At 41.7% G+C, this 17,016-nt stretch carries 15 protein-coding genes; 3 read left to right on the forward strand and 12 right to left on the reverse strand.

The window, feature by feature from the left end; translation table 11 throughout:
* Positions 1–1,168: 1,168 nt before the first annotated feature.
* From FD724_RS01545 to FD724_RS01565, 5 genes are all read right to left on the reverse strand, one after another.
* The gene (locus tag FD724_RS01545; protein WP_179071338.1) at positions 1,169–1,897 is read right to left on the reverse strand and encodes a transposase; all 729 of its coding nucleotides are present in this window, start codon (positions 1,895–1,897) and stop codon (positions 1,169–1,171) included.
* The gene (locus tag FD724_RS01550) at positions 1,894–2,361 is read right to left on the reverse strand and encodes a hypothetical protein (protein ID WP_179071339.1); all 468 of its coding nucleotides are present in this window, start codon (positions 2,359–2,361) and stop codon (positions 1,894–1,896) included. The genes FD724_RS01545 and FD724_RS01550 overlap by 4 nt, the downstream gene beginning before the upstream one ends.
* A 653-nt stretch (positions 2,362–3,014) precedes the next feature.
* Positions 3,015–5,354 (reverse strand): EamA family transporter, encoded by a 2,340-nt coding sequence (locus tag FD724_RS01555; protein WP_179071340.1) that lies wholly within the window; start codon positions 5,352–5,354, stop codon positions 3,015–3,017.
* A 6-nt stretch (positions 5,355–5,360) separates the two neighbouring features.
* A complete protein-coding gene (locus FD724_RS01560) occupies positions 5,361–5,576 on the reverse strand; it encodes a hypothetical protein (RefSeq protein WP_114080890.1) in 216 nt (71 codons plus the stop codon).
* Positions 5,577–6,192: 616 nt separating this feature from the next.
* Positions 6,193–7,452, reverse strand: a complete 1,260-nt coding sequence (locus FD724_RS01565) for an inorganic phosphate transporter (protein WP_179071341.1) — start codon at positions 7,450–7,452, stop codon at positions 6,193–6,195.
* Positions 7,453–7,488: 36 nt separating this feature from the next.
* Here FD724_RS01565 and FD724_RS01570 point away from each other — a divergent pair, with 36 nt between their 5' ends.
* Entirely contained in the window at positions 7,489–7,707 is a 219-nt protein-coding gene (locus FD724_RS01570) for a hypothetical protein (RefSeq protein WP_179071342.1), read from the forward strand.
* Between the two features lie 41 nt (positions 7,708–7,748).
* Here the strand turns inward: FD724_RS01570 and FD724_RS01575 are convergent, their stop codons facing one another.
* Entirely contained in the window at positions 7,749–8,795 is a 1,047-nt protein-coding gene (locus FD724_RS01575; RefSeq protein ID WP_179071343.1) for a zinc-dependent dehydrogenase, read from the reverse strand.
* Between the two features lie 228 nt (positions 8,796–9,023).
* Between FD724_RS01575 and FD724_RS01580 the strand changes: the two genes are divergently transcribed.
* Complete coding sequence (locus FD724_RS01580; protein WP_179071344.1) at positions 9,024–9,530, forward strand: GNAT family N-acetyltransferase; 507 nt, start codon at positions 9,024–9,026, stop codon at positions 9,528–9,530.
* A 126-nt stretch (positions 9,531–9,656) separates the two neighbouring features.
* On the opposite strand, the gene FD724_RS01585 is transcribed toward FD724_RS01580, so the two are convergent.
* From FD724_RS01585 to dacB, 3 genes are all read right to left on the reverse strand, one after another.
* Positions 9,657–9,899: a TerD family protein gene (locus FD724_RS01585; RefSeq protein WP_179071345.1), complete on the reverse strand. Its 243-nt coding sequence runs from the start codon at positions 9,897–9,899 to the stop codon at positions 9,657–9,659.
* Positions 9,900–10,004: 105 nt separating this feature from the next.
* The gene (locus tag FD724_RS01590; RefSeq protein ID WP_179071346.1) at positions 10,005–10,436 is read right to left on the reverse strand and encodes a TerD family protein; all 432 of its coding nucleotides are present in this window, start codon (positions 10,434–10,436) and stop codon (positions 10,005–10,007) included.
* Between the two features lie 167 nt (positions 10,437–10,603).
* Positions 10,604–12,073: a D-alanyl-D-alanine carboxypeptidase/D-alanyl-D-alanine-endopeptidase gene (gene dacB, locus FD724_RS01595; RefSeq protein ID WP_256874419.1), complete on the reverse strand. Its 1,470-nt coding sequence runs from the start codon at positions 12,071–12,073 to the stop codon at positions 10,604–10,606.
* A 234-nt stretch (positions 12,074–12,307) separates the two neighbouring features.
* Here dacB and FD724_RS01600 point away from each other — a divergent pair, with 234 nt between their 5' ends.
* Entirely contained in the window at positions 12,308–12,904 is a 597-nt protein-coding gene (locus tag FD724_RS01600; RefSeq protein ID WP_179075373.1) for a hypothetical protein, read from the forward strand.
* A gap of 157 nt (positions 12,905–13,061) precedes the next feature.
* Here FD724_RS01600 and FD724_RS01605 read toward each other — a convergent pair whose 3' ends face one another.
* From FD724_RS01605 to FD724_RS01615, 3 genes are all read right to left on the reverse strand, one after another.
* The gene (locus FD724_RS01605) at positions 13,062–13,520 is read right to left on the reverse strand and encodes a tellurite resistance TerB family protein (protein ID WP_114080883.1); all 459 of its coding nucleotides are present in this window, start codon (positions 13,518–13,520) and stop codon (positions 13,062–13,064) included.
* Positions 13,521–13,688: 168 nt separating this feature from the next.
* Positions 13,689–15,602 carry a biosynthetic-type acetolactate synthase large subunit gene (gene ilvB, locus FD724_RS01610; protein ID WP_179071347.1) on the reverse strand — a complete coding sequence of 638 codons (1,914 nt, stop codon included), beginning with the start codon at positions 15,600–15,602 and terminating at the stop codon, positions 13,689–13,691.
* Between the two features lie 132 nt (positions 15,603–15,734).
* A complete protein-coding gene (locus FD724_RS01615; protein WP_179071348.1) occupies positions 15,735–16,997 on the reverse strand; it encodes an MFS transporter in 1,263 nt (420 codons plus the stop codon).
* Positions 16,998–17,016 lie beyond the last annotated feature (19 nt).

Raw genomic sequence — 17,016 nt, forward strand, 5'->3', positions numbered from 1 at the left:
TAGCAACATTCAGAGGTTGAGCCAAATGGCTCGTTGGGAACTATCATTTCGTTCACAACCTCCTGTGATGTCTCGGCAGTATAAGCCGTTGGCTTGAGGGAAGATAGTAGACATCAAGTAGATCAATTAATTCCAATTTTAAAGTACCTATTGTTCTTTCAAATATCGCTTTTTATCATACCATTGTTTTCTGCTTTTGGAACAAAATTATGTGTTTTAAAGTTTATAAATTATGACTATTTAAATATTTTATATTCTGACTAAATCAAGATTTGATGATATTTCTCTTTTGACTTTTAAATTCAGGTCTTATTTATTTTATTGTGTTGATGATTTGACACAGAAAGCTGCGATTGATTCAGACTGAATCGCATAGCCATGAGGCTTTTTTGCTCGTGTTAATCAACGAAAAATTAGTTAATAGGCATATATATAATAAAACATATTGGATTCATTTTGATGATTATTTAGAGATTGTTTTTCAATGAAATTATATTTTTTTCATGAAAGAATTTTAAAATTCCATGATTTAACTAATTCATCGGCTACTTGAAAGCATATTTTGACAGCGCTGTTTTATATACTTGAGAGACTGTAATGGCGTAGATAGGTGTTACTAAAAAAAGACAAGAATCCGCAGGCAACTACGATATCAGCATCTTTCTCTAAGTATCTAGGCGATACCTACGGTGGGCTACGCCTACGCAGACTAAGTTGACTAGTACACAAAGGCATTAATAAAGATACCATCTCGTCAAACTCAAAAACATATAAACGAGGCATTTTGAATTTCGCCTTACTCGCAGGGCTTTTCGTAGGATAAAAGGACTGGCTGTTTTATGGGCGCGATCGCTCCATGTATTCATGTACCTTAAAAAACGGGTTACTCTCAACCCTTCTACGACTTTTTCATCTTCTAGTTCCAAAATATACTGCAATGGTCTTCACTCCTTGCAAATTTCCTGTTTGAGCAAGTACTTGCGCTCAATTGCTTGAGTCAGTACTACTCGTACTGCTTATATATACGTGTTTTCCCTATCTGTATCAGGCTAAATTGCTAAAAATATATTACAAGTCAAGTTATTTTGATTACTCTTCGCTCAACGAGAGTGGTTCTCAATTGCATGGAATACATACCTAAGGGATTTGCAAGAAAATAAGATACCAATTAAACGGGGAAAATTGTGATATCCCATTTAGGTAGAGTTTCGGAAGGTTGCCAGAAGGTTTGGTAGTGTTCTAACTCTTGTGAGAGAACCTTGATTCCTTTTTCATAGGTTGCTTCAACACGGTGAACAATGGGTGCAATCCCTTTCCAAGTCATATTGGAAGCCCACTTGATGGCAACTTCAATCGAATCCAGAATTGCGCCATTCCAATAGTTCTCTAGGGCTGCCCAACACCTCTCTATGGGATTGTACTTGCTATGGTACGGAGGATAGTAAATCAGTCGGATTCTTAAATTAATTGCTTGAGACAGTTCAACCATACGTTTGATAAACTGTGTGCGGTTACTGCGAGTTGCTGCACCACCATCAAGGTCAATCACCCATTCATCATAATCTTGGTAATCGTGTTGATTCTCATACCACCAAGCAGTTAAACAATCGACAATAAAATCACTGGTTTCAGCCGACTGACCTAAGTAAATCGTAAGCTTTTCACTGTGTGTGTTGAGAATGCCAAAAGGAACTAAGACTGCCTCCCACTGTGTATCGTGGTCATCCGCAGCTTTTGCTTCCAGTGTCCGAGCTTTACCACCTCTGGAAAGATTGCCAATCTTCACCTTGGCTTTAGTATCGATAGAGACTCGCAACGATTTGGGATTCTCATCCGATGCCTGATTTTCCTGAAACACATTGTCGAAAATGGCATCTGTTTGCGGAATCTTTTTCAAGGGCTTTGTTTTTTGTGTTTTTTTAGGCGATACCCCAAGCTATTAAGAATCTTCCCCAGAGTTTGACGAGACGGCAATTGACTGTGGTCATAACCTATTTCACTGATTAATGCTTCTCGTACCGCTCTGGCACTGATACGAGCATATAGAAAGGTCGATTGAAATTTTGGAGCTTGGGCTTGAGCATCTACCAAAGAACAAATATCTGCTTCTAAATTGGGCAGAATCTCAACACTATTATGTCGTCCCCTTGCATGATAGTTATCCACACAGACTATCCCTGTCCGCCGTTCATGCAAGCCAAGTTGTACACAGGAGCGATTCCATCCTAAAACTGTTTCTGCAATGCGTGCTGAACTATCGAAGTAATCTTCAGTAACTTTTGCCATGAAGTCTCTTTTACAGCTGCCAGTTAGTTTCTTGGCTGCATCTTTGAAGGTAGATTTTATGGTGTCGGTAAGCATGAACCCTGTGATTCCAATTCTAGAAATTCAGAGCAAACGCGGGCAGATCCGCGCCTCCTATTCTTCTAGAATGACTGGTATTTTATTTTCTTGCAAGCCCCTAATCCCCGGATTCGTGGGTTGGGTTGAGTGTAAGCGTTATCCAACAAAGCCTTAATAATGTTGGGTTTCGTTCCTCAACCCAACCTTCCTGTCTGTCCCATTAAATTTGAGAGATAAGAGAACAAACCGCGATCGCGCAGCGTCTCGCAGAGAAGGAAGAGGGAAAGAAGAGAAATTGAAGAATTTATCTACTCGTCAAAATTAATGACATGAACCACTACTGGTCTATCGCATTAGTTATGAGTGGTAAATACGTTTGTAGTGAGGACTTTAGTCCTCAAATATTCAAGCACTAAAGTGCTTACTACAAACCTATCAAAACTTTTGCGATAGACCACTACGCCAGTTTTAGTTTTTAGCCTTAACCCAAGCGTATTGTATTAAGTATTATCTGCACCTATCCGGCAGTCCTAAATTATCCGTGAAAAATTAAGATCCCCGAATTCTAAAAAGAATTCGGGGATCTTGGGCAGATTAGCGTCAGGATTGATGGTGAAAGTGATAGAAGGTAAACTAGCACCCATTACACCCAAACTGATTAAACTCGCCATTTAATTCGTGTTACTGGAGGGTTTCGCCTGATTTCGCATCGTTTCTAGGCTGAAAGCAGCTGCGCCAAAGGTTACTAACAACACTCCCAGAATTTGCACAATCTCTAAATTTTCTTGAATGATTAACCCAGCAAAAATCACGGTTAAAACTGGGATGCTACCACCGATAATCGCCGATCGCGAAGCACCTAGTTTACTGATACCAACATTGTTCAGCAAATAACCAGCAAGAGTCAGCACACCCAAGATAAATGCGCTTAAAACCAGTTCTAGCATTTTAGATGAGTCAAAAACTATCAAGTTCCAATTGCTTGGCAAAGGTAGCATCAAGCAGATAAAACTCAACAACAACATGGTAGCGAAGTTAATTAAGGTAAAAGTCACGGGATGCAGTTTGCTAGCACATACCCGCGTCAGAATTATGTAGGCAGCAAAAGCTACGCCGGAAAGAAGGGCGGTGCTGCCTCCTAGTGAAGGATTACCCATACTGGTGTTGGGAGAACCTCCTAAAACTAACAATTCACCGCAGCAAATGGCTGCGATCGCACCGAAGCGGAATGTGGTAGGCCGATCGCGGAACAGAAACCACGACAATAACCCACTAACCATCGGATAGATAAAGAACAGTGCGATCGCCATTCCAGTTGTGACTTGAGCGATCGCAATGTAGATTAGCACCTGAGACAAGAACAAAAAGCACCCACTCACAACCGACAATAGCAAAATCCGCTTGGTAGCTGTATTAGCTGCTGTGGGATTTCCTCGCACAGAAGCGGCCAAGTTTTCTAAATCTTGCCATAGTGTTGGATGCAACATGGGAGACAGCAATACCATCAGTGGTACTACTACCATAAATCGGAGCGTCAAAATCAACAGAGTATTGCCCAAAGTCGGCGGTAGCAGGCGTTCTACATCTACTACTCCAAAAATTTGGGAACCTTCATGGAAAATAACCTTGATGGCTATGTTGTAAAGCGACGATATCACTGCTGATAAGACAATCAACAAGAAACCGACTTGCAACTGCGAAAAGCCGGAAGAATTAGGCGATCGCGATTCTGAGGGTTTTGCTGGTGGTTGCGGCTCTAGCGCAGTCGAAGGTGGAGATTTGGGTTTGCTCTGCGACACTCTGCGGATCACAGAATTTGGTTCAGTAGCGTTTCTTCTTCGTAAGGGTTGAGGTTGTATTGCTTCTGGCTTTGGCACAGATACAATAGGAGGCTCTGGTGTTGTTTCGCTTTCTGACAAATCCTTATTGAGGACAGAAATGGGTTCAGAAGCGTTTTCCTGCGATGGCGGAACTACAGGAGCAGTAGGCTCTGATGTCGTTTCTCTTGCCGACAAGTCTTTGATAGGGACAGCAATCGGGTTCGCGGTGTTTTCTCTAACAACGGGAGATTCTGATGTTGTTTCTCTTTCCGACAAGTCATTGCTAGGGACAGAAATCGGGTTCGCAGCACTTTCTCTAACAATGGGAGGCTCTGATGTTATTTCTCTTTCCAACAAGTCTTTGATGGAGACAGAAATTGTATTCGCGGTGTTTTCTCTAACAACGGGAGGCTCTAATGTGGTTTCTCTTTCTTCTAAAAATTGATCCGGGATCGCGGAAATTGGCTCAGAGGAATTTTTTACTACTTCGCTAAAGGTTGGTGGGGATGTCTCAGAAGGATTGTTTTTTTCTGGCTCAGTAAACTGTATAACAGTAGGCTTACCTGCTGCTGGTTTGCGTGAAGTTTCTTCTATAGTTTTTTCTAGTTCTCCATGCAGGCGGTTAACAAACTCCGCCAAAATCGTTTCCCCTTGCTGTTGCTGGCTATACATCCGTGACAACTGTTGGGAAAGATTACTTTGATAGTTTTTTAGCTCCTGTTGCAGCGAGTTAAAAGTAACAGTAACGGTGTCATCCAGGCTGTCAAACATGTGTTCGACTTTTTCATTGATTTCACCTACTACATTGCTGCTCACTTCAGCGGACTTCAGCGCAGCTTGTTCGTAAGACTTACCCTCTATGCTTTGGTTAGCTAAATTTGTCAGAGAGGATTGCAGTTGTGAAGATATATGTTTTGCCAGAACTTCTGCCAGTTGACGAATTAAGACTTGCTGTTCGGTGATTTGGCGCACTTGTTGTAAATGCTCTTTTTCCTCTACCAAGCCTTGAATCTCATCGGATAACCGATTTTTTTCTGACTGAAGTCGCTTTACATCTTCCTGCAACGCTCTGAGGACATTCTGCTGAAGATTTTCTAAGTCTTCAACTACAGCCCAAAGAGCATTTTCTGCTGCTCTAGATAGCTCGCCTCTGACTCTTGGGTTTTCTGGTTGCTTCTCGAATCGCCCCATTAGCTTCTAACCTCTAACACCTTGACGATAAAGCTGCTTCCGGTACGCTTTATTGGCGCTCATCCTAATTTCCTGTATTTTGTCAGATAAATTAAAAATTTTAACAGCACTTCCGCATTTCAACGTAATTCTGTCATACTGAACACAACTTGGCAAAGCACCAAATGTACCTTGCTGCTTAATAATCAGTATTTTTTCAGCATTGATTAAGTATTTAGCCATTCGATTTTGGACTCCGGTTTTCCTCAGTCGAACGATTTTAGATTGTCGTATGGCTGTAACTAGCTTGAAATGATACCTTTTTTATTTTTGATCCGTTTCATGTACATCAATATAATATTTGCTAATGAGATTTTTACTTTTAAATAAATCTCACTCCAAATAAATATTTATCAAAACAGAATTCAGGAGTCAGAATGGGCTAAACGCCCCGCTACCGCTAACAGAATTAATTCTGTACGACTGGCGGATAGCGCAGCGTAAAGCCTTCTCTTTCAGAGACTCTAACGCGAATTCTGAATTCTGTATTCTTCTTCAGTGTTTTGCTACCAATAGTAATTGTCAAAGACTTGTAGATGCGTGTGCTTCGGCGGAAAGTTATCTGCCTTGCGAAACTATTTGTAAATTTCTGTGGAATGTAACTTGTGTGACAGTTTATATCTCTAAATGGAGATTAAAGTATCTTTCTGTGGAAATTCAAAGTTACGCTATCCCCTGCACAACATTCTAATGAATGAGCAGCAATTCTGCAAAAACATGCTTTTTTGGCATTGTTGCAGTCTAGGTTATACATTGAGTAGATTTAGTAGATGAAAAGTTAGGAAAAGATTAATAATTCTTAGCGGAATAAAATTCGGGCGATGCTAAAAATGGCAGCGCTAAGTAAAGCACTCACAGGGATTGTAATTAGCCATGCAGCAGCAATACCTTTTAGTGTTTGGAACTTAATCGACTTAATATTTTGCACTAGTCCAATACCAACGACACCGCCGACGAGAGCGTGGGAAGTGGAGACTGGTAAACCTAGCCGGGAAGCGATGAGGATGGTGGTAGCAGTAGCAAGTTCGGCACAAAATCCACTACTAGGTTGCAAGGCAATAATGTTTTCGCCAATAGTGGCGATGACTTTTTTACCCCAAACAGCTAAACCACCAACAATACCAGCACCGCCAAGGATTAAAATCCAAAGGGGAATGGTAAGACCATCTGTAGGTACGCTACCAGTGCGATTGATGTAGACGATCGCAGCTAAAGGAGCGATCGCATTTCCCACATCATTAGAACCGTGAGCAAAGGCGACAAAGCAAGCACTTAGTAGTTGGAATCGGGCGAATAATCTTTCTACAGGATTTGGAAGTATTTCTCCCTTGTCTCTCTTATCTCCCAATTGTCGCCAACTAATGATTGTGAGTCCAACAGCTGCTACTGCACCCGTTAAAAGCGGGATGTCATGAGAAGGGATTGTAAAACCAACTTGCTCAATTACAAAATTGGTTAGCGGTTCAGTCAGCGATGGTAATACAATTACGCCGAATACACCTAGCAGCGCAGTACTCAACCAGGGAATCCATTCTTGTAACTGGACTACTTGATTGGGTTGGTCTAAAATCCAGTGCTTGATTTGACTATAAAATAAAGCAGCGATCGCACCACTAATTAACGGCGTTAAAACCCAGCCAATGCTAATTAAGCCAATTGATGCCCAATCAATTGCACCTACTCCTAAAGCTACCCAACTAAATCCTGCGATCGCACCAACAACCGCATGAGAAGATGAAACTGGTAAACCGCGTGATGTGGCAATTTGCAACCACACACCACAGGAAATTAGTACCGTTACCATCCCAGTAACTAATATTTGGGGTGTAGCTGCGAATAAGGCGGGATTAGCAATTTTCGTTGCGAGAGTTTCCGTTACCTCATGTCCAAACAACACAGCACCCGTAAACTCTAATACCCCAGCGATAATTATCGCTTGTTTGAGGGTGACAGCTTTGGAACCTACAGAGGTTCCCATCGCGTTAGCGACATCGTTTGCTCCGAGATTCCAGGCGACGTAGAAAGCTAGTAGAGCGACGAAAAGTAGGGTAATAAGCATGTTGTTAGGGACAAGAGGAAAGTGAGAGAAATGAGGATGAAACTTGAGTTTTTAAGGGTGAACTTTGAACCTTTGAGCTTTGCCGTTGAACCTTTTAGCTTCGCCGTTGAACCTTTGAGCTTCATCGTTGAACCTTTGAGCTTCGTCGTTGAACCTTTGAGCTTCGTCGTTGAACCTTTTAGCTCCATCGTTGAACCTTTTAGCTCCATCGTTGAACCTTTTAGCTTCGTAGCTGAATCTCAGACAGAACTTTAAACTTCTAGTTTTAACACTCTCCTATCTCCCTAATCTTCCTTTTACGGATAAATTAAGATTTTATAAGTATCCGATGTGGGTGCGATCGCTTGCTCAACAGCTGCTGATAAATCTTTTAATGGATAGCGATCGCTAATCAAAGCTTTTACATCAATTCGCTGATTAAACACAATATCGGCTGATAAACTCTGAAGCCGATAAGATGAGCTATAACTGCCGATCAAGTCAATTTCCCGACGGTAGAGGATATTTGGGTTGATGGGAATTTCCACCTCATCAGGAAATTCAGCGAAAAATAAGATTTTACCGCCTTTGCGGGTACTATCAAGTGCTTGAAAGAAAGCTTTCTCACTGGGAACAGCCAGCAAGGTAACATCAACACCTAGTCCACCAGTTAAGGCAGAGATTTTTGCTGGTAAATCGGGATCGCGAGCATCAAAAGCCGCTTCTGCACCGACACTCAAGGCTTTATCAATTCTAGAGGGTAGTAAATCAGTAGCGATCGCTTTTGCTCCGAAATACTTCACCAACATAATGAACATTAATCCAATTGGCCCAGCACCAGTAACTAACACAGTTTGTCCTGGAGCAATTTGAGCTTTTCTCACTGCCTTCAAGCAGCAGTTAGTTGGTTCTACAAAACTTGCTTCTTCAAAACTAATATTATCCGGGATGGAAATTAACCCACCATTTTCCACAATATGTCCAGGAACCTTGACATAATCAGCAAAACCGCCACCACTGGCGTTAAAGCCGGCGGTAGTGGAGATGTTTTTGTAAACATCACACATAGAGAAATTATCATTTAGGCAGTAGGCGCAACGCATACAAGGGATGTGGTGCATCACTGCTACCCGTTGTCCAACTTGCCAACCTTTGACATTATTGCCTATTGCTGCGATCGTGCCGGCAGTTTCATGTCCAAAAATACGCGGCGGTTCATACAGTGGATAACGAATTTTCTTAATATCTGACTGACACAACCCCACAACCCGCACCTGTACCAGCACTTCATCTGGTTCCACAGTTGGGACTGGGATATCTTCGTAAGACAGTTGATTAACGCCTCTAAATACCTGTGCTTTCACGCTGTTTTTTCCCCACTCAACGATACTAGATGTAACATTAGTGGTGAACTTTAAGCTATCAGATTTGAGATTTCTGTGTTTTAGCTCGATAGAATTTTACGGGCGCATATCAGTATTTCTTTGCTGAGTAAATCAAATAGCTTTCTAAGAGATAAGGGTGTGTTAGGGCTTGCGTAACGCTGTATTATTTTTAAATATTTTCTCAATATTTTCTCCGAGACGCTAGCAATGACTATTCGCCATGCGACTGAAACTGACTTACCTGCAATTGTGGCAATTTATAATGCTGCAATTCCTAGCCGCATGGCAACTGCTGATTTAGAGCCAATATCTGTAGAAAGTCGCCTTCTTTGGTTTAAGGCGCGATCGCCTTCACAACGCCCGCTTTGGGTAATCGAAGTGGAGGGAATAATTGCTGGATGGCTTAGTTTCCAATCCTTTTATGGGCGGCCCGCCTATAATACGACTGCCGAAATAAGTATTTATATAGCCCCTCAATTTCATCGCTGTGGTTTGGGACGACAACTATTAGCACAAGCAATTAGCGAAAGCCGTACTTTGGGTTTAAATACCCTATTAGGCTTCATTTTTGCCCACAATCAGCCTAGTTTAAACCTTTTTAAAACATTTGGTTTTCAACCTTGGGGACATTTACCTAAAGTTGCCGAAATTGACAGCGTTGAACGAGATTTAGTAATCATGGGACTTAGAATTATTGATATTTACACAGATTAAAATCGTAAACTGTCCATGATTATGATTTAGTAGGAAGGAGTTTTTATTGTAATAAATTCTTTGTTTTAGCTAGTTTTAGCCAGTTGGGATATTCAGTCATCAGTAAATCATAAAGTTCTTGATCTGCTATAGTTTCTTATCTCCTGAGTGTTTTAAAGAACCATCTAATGATTGCAGGTTATTGTAGAAAATAAAGTATTTCTCATCGGGTATTTTAGCATTCGCGTCTAACATAAATACGGAAGCATCAATATCATAATTTTTTCCAGCTTGATTTGTTTGCCAACCCAAGCCAATAGCTACTTTCTTTAAACTAGGAGCTTCTTTAGAAAGATTAAATCTACCACCTTTGCTTAATTCAATTTCCATTTCATATACATCCTATAAATTTAATTTGTTAATTAATTTATACAAAAAAAAGGGGGTATTCATGACTCTTACCCCCTTTCTACTTATTACCTTTTGAGATAGCTACTAAGCAGCATATCCCTCTACAAAACTTTGTAGTCCTGATTTATAACCAGCACCGACAGCTTGGAATCTCCATTCCCCATCTTTTCGATAAAGCTTACCAAATTCAATTGCAGTTTCTGCGGAAGCATCTTCATCTAATTCATACTGAGCAATTTGTTTTTCTGTGGCGTTGTCATAAATTCTGATAAATGAGTTTCTGACTTGTCCAAAATTTTGCTTTCTTTGCTCTGCTTCATGAATGGTAACGACAAAAACTATTTCTTGAACCGAAGCATCAACTTTGCTCAAATCAATTTGAATTGTTTCATCGTCTCCAAGCCCTTCTCCGGTTCTGCTGTCTCCTTCATGTTTTACAGAACCATCTGGTGACTGGGAGTTGTTATAGAAAACAAAGTATTTTTCATTAGGAATTTTCCCGTTAGCACCTAACATAAAGATGTCTTTATGTTAATAACCAAGTGAAAGCTCGGAACCTAGAGCTTTATTATCAATAAGTTATGGCAGAACCAATATCTGATCGTCTGATACTGCGATCGCTGCAATTATTTACCAGAGTCAGCAAATGTAGAGATACAAACTTTTGCATCTCTAAACATTTTTTAACAACGCTGCAACTGCGTTAACAACACAACAACTTCATCAATTACTTGCCGCACAGCCGTTGCCGGTTGATCCGATTGATTCACGATAATACTAAAAACTAATGGCTCATATTTAGGCGAATTTATATATCCAGATAGAGAAACTACACCCGTTAATGTACCTGTTTTTGCTTGCACAATGCCCTCAGCAGATGTGTTTTGAAAGCGCCCTTTTAAGGTTCCAATTTTACCTGCTACGGGTAAAGATGCGCGATACACATATCCTGCTGGTGTTCTTGCCATTCCTCGCAAAGTTTGTACAAAAGCTTCTGGTGTCGCTAAATTCCGACGTGATAAACCCGAACCATCTACTAAAATATAATTTGCTGGATCAACTCCCAATTGAGTTAAACTCGCTTTGACAGCTTCTAAACCAACATCAACGCTAGTTTTAGTTTTCACTCTGGGTTTTTCCCCAGCTAATGCTCTCAATAGTGCCTCAGCATAAAGATTATTACTATTCTGAAGAGTTTCCATTAATAATTCAGATAAAGGTGGTGACTCTACAAAAGCTATTTCCTCTTGATGAACACCACCAGTTACCACTAATGTTTGTCCCAAAGAAATTTTTTCTGTTGCCAAAGCAGCACGGAAGCGTCGTAAGAAATAATAATTAGGGTCAATTACAGGCAAATCTATTAAAGACGGTTCAGAATTTGTTGTTAGTTGTCCTTGAATACGTAATGCTGTTCCTGATAATTCGCGGGTAATATTGACGTAAGTTGGTTGATTTTGGGCAACCGTTATTGACTGATTAATTGTCCGCCACTGTTTCGCCTCGCCAGGATCAATCCACACTACTTGTAAGGATTTACTCACAGCCTGCGGTACAAGTTTTAAGCTAAAAATATTTTGATTGAGAATAAAGCTGCTGACTGGTGCGCCATAGTCTGACTGCACATCTTCCCATTGCCAGGTGGGGTTAACAATATCTCCTTGAATATAACTATCATCAGCTATCAACCTCTGAATTTGAGTAATACCTTTCTGTTTTAGCTGCTGTGCTAATGTTTGCAGTTGAGTATCACTTAAGCTGGGATCTCCCCTACCGACAACACGTAAAACACCATTGCCATTCTGATAAATAGAGGTGCGAATCCGAAAATTAGCACCCAATTGCTGCAATGCAGCTGCTGTTGTCAGCAATTTGAGGTTAGAGGCGGGAATAAAATATTTCTGAGCATCCCGACTGTAAAGAGTTTGCCCACTTGACAGGGGTTGTACCAAAATTCCCCAGCGCACCCGACTAAATAAAGGACGATTGATTACAGCATCTATAGCTGTTCCCAGTTGGGTAGAGCAAATTGATTTTGTACTGGTTGTTGGCGCGACTTGGGTTTGTGCTTTCGCAATAGAACTAAATCCTATCTGGCTAGTGAAAAATATTAACAAAACACCCAGTGGTTGATTGAAAGTCTTAAGTCTCACCAATTTTCCTTATCCCAAAGATAGATATTTTTAGTTTGCTAACAACTTCTTTCCGGAGAGAGAAGAATTGGCTCAGTAAAGTTACTTAACTAGTATAGGGAAGATGTTCACATGTTTCATAGGTGGCCGATGTCTACGACGGGCTGCGCCTACGCACAAACATAATTTATGGGACTACAAAATAGAAACGTAAATCAACCTGCATATACAGAAATACGAAATCGAGGCAATGGTGTGAGTACATTTTTATCTGGTGTAGCTGTATTACTCTCTACTTTGGCTTTGGGATGTAGTGGCTATGTAGCTTATGAAGTTTTCACGTTGCGACAGACACTAAATGCTAGTAATACAGTCAGCAACACCATTCCCAGTCAAGTGCCAAGCCCTACAGCTACCACTTCTCCACAAGCAACGATCTCATCATCCCCAGCTACTGCTACAACTTCAACAATTAGCCCTGGTCAATTTGTGCAGCCTGCTTTTGGCAAAAAGGCAGAAGTTGAGTTACTTTCAGCAAAGCGAATTAAAGATCCAGAAACTGGAAACCGTGATGTGGTAAATCTGCAAATGCGGATTCGTCGCCTTGCCACAGACGGAGTTGTTGGTGATATTATATCGGTGGCTAGTACAACAGCCCGTAATGCTGAGACTAGCGTAACCTACAAAGGGGTTGCTCTCAATCGCTCAACAGGAAGCGTTTCTTTGTTTCAAGTACGCCCACAAGCCTCCGCAGATGCTTATATCTGGCTAAGAGTTCCCGATGGCGTTAATAACTTGGACATTTTTGTGCCAGATACAGCCGCATTTAAAAATGTACCAATTTCTAATTAGTGGTCTATAGAATTAATTTTGATAAAGTGCAAGATTCCCAACTTCTTTATGAAGTCAGGAATCTGAACAACTCAACTTAAACAAAATTATTTTTTACTCTAAATTAGCAACCCCAAATTAACGATAGTAGATGCTTGAGGCTGTAATTGAAAAAAGATTACTCCTCTTCCTCTTCATCTTCTCCGAACACTGCGTCTATCAGTTCTTGTGCCCGCTCGTCTGAAATCTTTAAGGCTTCCTGAAGCTCAGAGATATAATCTTGTTCCGCTTCGGGTACTTCCTCATCAATCCCCACCACTAAGATAGCTGTGATATATGCAGCTTCCCGATAACCTCTATTCGGTAAGGATTCGATGGACTGAGCGATTAAATCTTCTGGTTCTTCTTCTTCAATCAAGCTGACAACTTTTTCGGTCAATTCTTCAAAGTCTTCTTCAGAGTAATCTTCAAATAAGTCAACCCGACTCAGAAATTCACTTAAAGCATATTCTTCTGTTGAAGAAATACCTTCACCATCGGCGGCTGCGGAAAATAGTCCAAGGATTGCGATCGCAACTTCTGGTTCTAGAGCAACTGAACTAATACTACGACCTTTGGGCAACTTGCGTTTAGACATAATTATCCTCTAAAAGTTACGTGATATTTCAGGAAGTAAAATGCTTCCTAAAATTTAGGATTCCCAAAATAATGGAGAAAAATACATTGGTATAAATATTTCTTCATAAAAAATACGCAGAGAGACATCCCTCTGCGTATAAAAAAACTATTTAATTCTCAAAAAGCGTTATAGCTTTGTCCCACACTCAGCACAGAAGTTATGGGTAGGAGCATTTTTGGCATTGCAGTTACTACAGTAAACTGGTTCTGCTGCTGCTTTGGGCGATCGCTTCTGCAAGCCGACCATTTGAGCGTTGCTCTTACCAGGAACTACCATTGGATAGCAGTTTTCGTCTCTGGTGACGTGGACATTTAAGATTACTGGGCCTTTGTGTGCCAGCATTTCGGCGATCGCATCTTTTAATTGACTGCGATCGCTGATTACCATACCCTTAATGCCATAAGCTTGTGCCAATAACTCTACGTCTGGCATCCCTACTTCCATGTTGGAGCATGAGTAACGCTCACCATAGAAGGCTTGCTGCCACTGGCGCACCATTCCTTGCCAGCCGTTATTGATAATTATTGTCTTGACATTTATTCCATACTGTGCAAGTGTTCCCAATTCCTGTAAACACATTTGGAAACTGGCATCGCCACTGATACAAATGACTTCTTCATCAGGAAACGCTACTTTAGCGCCCATTGCGGCAGGTAAGCCAAAACCCATTGTTCCTAAACCCGCGCTAGAAATCCAGCGTCTTGGGCCGTTTTTGAGGAATTGTGCTGCCCACATTTGATGTTGTCCTACATCTGTGGTGTAGAAAGCGTGGGGTGCTTGGCTACTAACTTCTACAATCACTTCTTGGGGTGAAATGCTGTCGGCATGATGCGGCACTATTAGAGGATACTCTTCGCGCCAACGATTAACTAAATTTAACCACTCTTGGTTTTGATTAGGTGTAGCCTTAACGCCTGTTTCTTTGCAGCGACGCAACAAGTCTACTAAGACGTTCCGCACATCGCCAACGATGGGCACTTCGGGAACGCGGTTTTTGCCAACTTCTGCAGGATCGATGTCGATGTGAATGACTTTAGCGCGGGAGGCGAATTCGTCTAATTTGCCTGTAACGCGATCGTCAAATCTAGCGCCGACGCAAATCAGCAAGTCACAATCACTAACGGCAAAGTTAGCGTAAGCTGTGCCGTGCATCCCCAACATTCCCAAAGCGAGGGGATGATGTTCGTCAAAGCCACCGATCCCCATTAAGGTTGTGGTGACAGGGATGTTGAATAATTCAGCTAGTTCTTTGATTTCTTCATGGGCACCAGCTGCGATCGCACCACCACCGATATACAGTAGAGGACGGCGACTTTCAGTAATCAACTGAATCGCAGCGTTAATTTGCCGGGGATTTCCCTTCACGGTGGGACGATAACCGCGTAATTTTACTGAACCTGGTTTTACAGGTACATAGTCAAATTCTTCTAAAGCTACATCTTTAGGGACATCAATTAAAACTGGCCCTGGTCGTCCAGTGCTAGCGATGTGGAAAGCTTCGGCGACAATTCGCGCCATATCTTTGGGGTCACGCACTACATAAGAGTGCTTGACGATTGGTAGCGTAATCCCGTAAATATCGGTTTCCTGAAACGCATCTGTACCAATGGACGGACGTGCTACCTGCCCCGTGACTACAATCATTGGGATTGAATCCATATAGGCGGTGGCGATCCCTGTCACCAAGTTAGTTGCTCCTGGACCAGAAGTGCCAAAGCATACTCCTACTTTGCCAGTTGCACGGGCGTAACCATCTGCGGCGTGGGCTGCGCCTTGTTCGTGTCTCACGAGAATGTGCTTAATAGCACCAGTTGCTTCCACCTTATACAGGTCGTCATAAATTGGTAGAATTGCCCCACCAGGATAACCAAAAATATAATCAACGCCGTGGCGATGAAGGCTATCAAGTAGAGCAAAACCGCCAGATGCACGTTTGGGCACGACTGGGGGGCTAGAAGGACGAGACTGTTTGTGATTCTCAGTTTGTGGGAGACTAATTTGGGAGAGCGATTCTCCTGCGGAGACACTTCGTGAACGCACGGTCAAACCTCAGACTATAGCTAAAGTTAATGCTGGATTCTGTATTTAAGATTTCATTTTAGTTGAAAACTTCAATGAAAACCTGATTAATTTTTATATTCAATATAAAGATAGATTATTAGCCTACATTAATTAAATTACGTCTTGCAAGACATTGCGGGTATTTTTCCAAGCCCAAACACCGACAACAACAACAACAACACTCATTCCTACAAGCACAGTTCGCAAGCCCAGCACATCAGTTAATGGCCCAGTAATTGCTAGGGGTAACGCCAGAGCGATGTTTACGGCATGATTTTGAAAACCAAATACTTTACCGTGCATGGTAGATGGTGTTTGCTGTTGAATTAAAGTTTGCATGGGTACGCCAATTAGGGCAGCACCTATACCCAAAAATGCACAGAGTCCTAGCGCCAGTAATAAGTTGTGCGTAAAAGTGAACACCCCTAAAACTAGTGCCATCATCAAAAATCCAATTAAAGGTAAGGGTTTGTGATGCAATTTATCACCCCAGTGACCTAAAATCGCCGCACCAAATACCATACCAACCCCTGCTGCTGCTAAGAAAAAGCCAAACTGTTTTTCTTTTAAACCAAACTCTTCAGCTAATTGAATTGTTAGTACTGTTAAGGCTGCAAACACACAATATAAGGTTGTCAGTTGCAGCATAGCGTTCAAGATCAAAGGGTTTTTCTTGAGATAGCGCAGGCTTTCAGTGAATTCAGCCCAAGGGTTATTTGATGCCCGATGTTCCCTCAGTCGTTTGGGTTCTTTGAACTTAATCGGTTGCATGATTGCAGCCGACAATATGTATAATCCACCAACCACAAGCTCTTGACCGTATTCTTCTCCCATCCAGCTTTTCGCCAAACTTAAAATTGGCTCTCCGATAGCAAAGCCAACAATTAAAGCTCCCATCATCGTGCTGGTAAACAGCGCATTGGCTGCTAACAAATTCTCTCGCTTCACCAACAGGGGAATGGCTGCTTGCTCGGCTGGTGCAAAAAATTGCGTCACCGTAGAGATGGCAAAAGTCAGGATTAATAGAATCAGAAACTGTCTTGGTAACAAGGGAAGACACAGCGTTAATATTCCCCGCACAACATCTGAGCCAACCATAATTAGCTTTTTTGGCAAGCGGTCAACAAAGATACCACCAGCAGAGCCGAACAAAATTGCTGGTATTGTAAATGACAGCATCAAAGTTGAGTACATCGAGTTTTGTGCCAAGCCAGGAAGCGGTGAATAGTTCTCCAGCAGAGCAATCATCAAAACGAAGAAAACCTTATCTGCTAACTGGGACACCAGTTGCCCAATCCACAGGAGCATAAAACCACGGTTTTTTAGCAGTGCGCCAAACCCGTTATTAACAGCAGCTGGTTCAGTTGGAAACATTTAGATACTTTCTTGCTTT

Source organism: Nostoc sp. C057 (assembly GCF_013393925.1).
Lineage (GTDB): Bacteria > Cyanobacteriota > Cyanobacteriia > Cyanobacteriales > Nostocaceae > Nostoc > Nostoc muscorum_A.

Coding starts and splice junctions, on each gene's coding strand:
- FD724_RS01550 (WP_179071339.1), bottom strand. CDS start 2,361: ATGCTTACCGACACCATAAAATCTACCTTCAAAGATGCAGCCAAGAAA.
- FD724_RS01565 (WP_179071341.1), bottom strand. CDS start 7,452: ATGCTTATTACCCTACTTTTCGTCGCTCTACTAGCTTTCTACGTCGCC.
- FD724_RS01570 (WP_179071342.1), top strand. CDS start 7,489: ATGAAACTTGAGTTTTTAAGGGTGAACTTTGAACCTTTGAGCTTTGCC.
- FD724_RS01580 (WP_179071344.1), top strand. CDS start 9,024: ATGACTATTCGCCATGCGACTGAAACTGACTTACCTGCAATTGTGGCA.
- FD724_RS01555 (WP_179071340.1), bottom strand. CDS start 5,354: ATGGGGCGATTCGAGAAGCAACCAGAAAACCCAAGAGTCAGAGGCGAG.
- FD724_RS01615 (WP_179071348.1), bottom strand. CDS start 16,997: ATGTTTCCAACTGAACCAGCTGCTGTTAATAACGGGTTTGGCGCACTG.
- FD724_RS01560 (WP_114080890.1), bottom strand. CDS start 5,576: ATGGCTAAATACTTAATCAATGCTGAAAAAATACTGATTATTAAGCAG.
- FD724_RS01590 (WP_179071346.1), bottom strand. CDS start 10,436: ATGTTAGGTGCTAACGGGAAAATTCCTAATGAAAAATACTTTGTTTTC.
- FD724_RS01585 (WP_179071345.1), bottom strand. CDS start 9,899: ATGGAAATTGAATTAAGCAAAGGTGGTAGATTTAATCTTTCTAAAGAA.
- FD724_RS01605 (WP_114080883.1), bottom strand. CDS start 13,520: ATGTCTAAACGCAAGTTGCCCAAAGGTCGTAGTATTAGTTCAGTTGCT.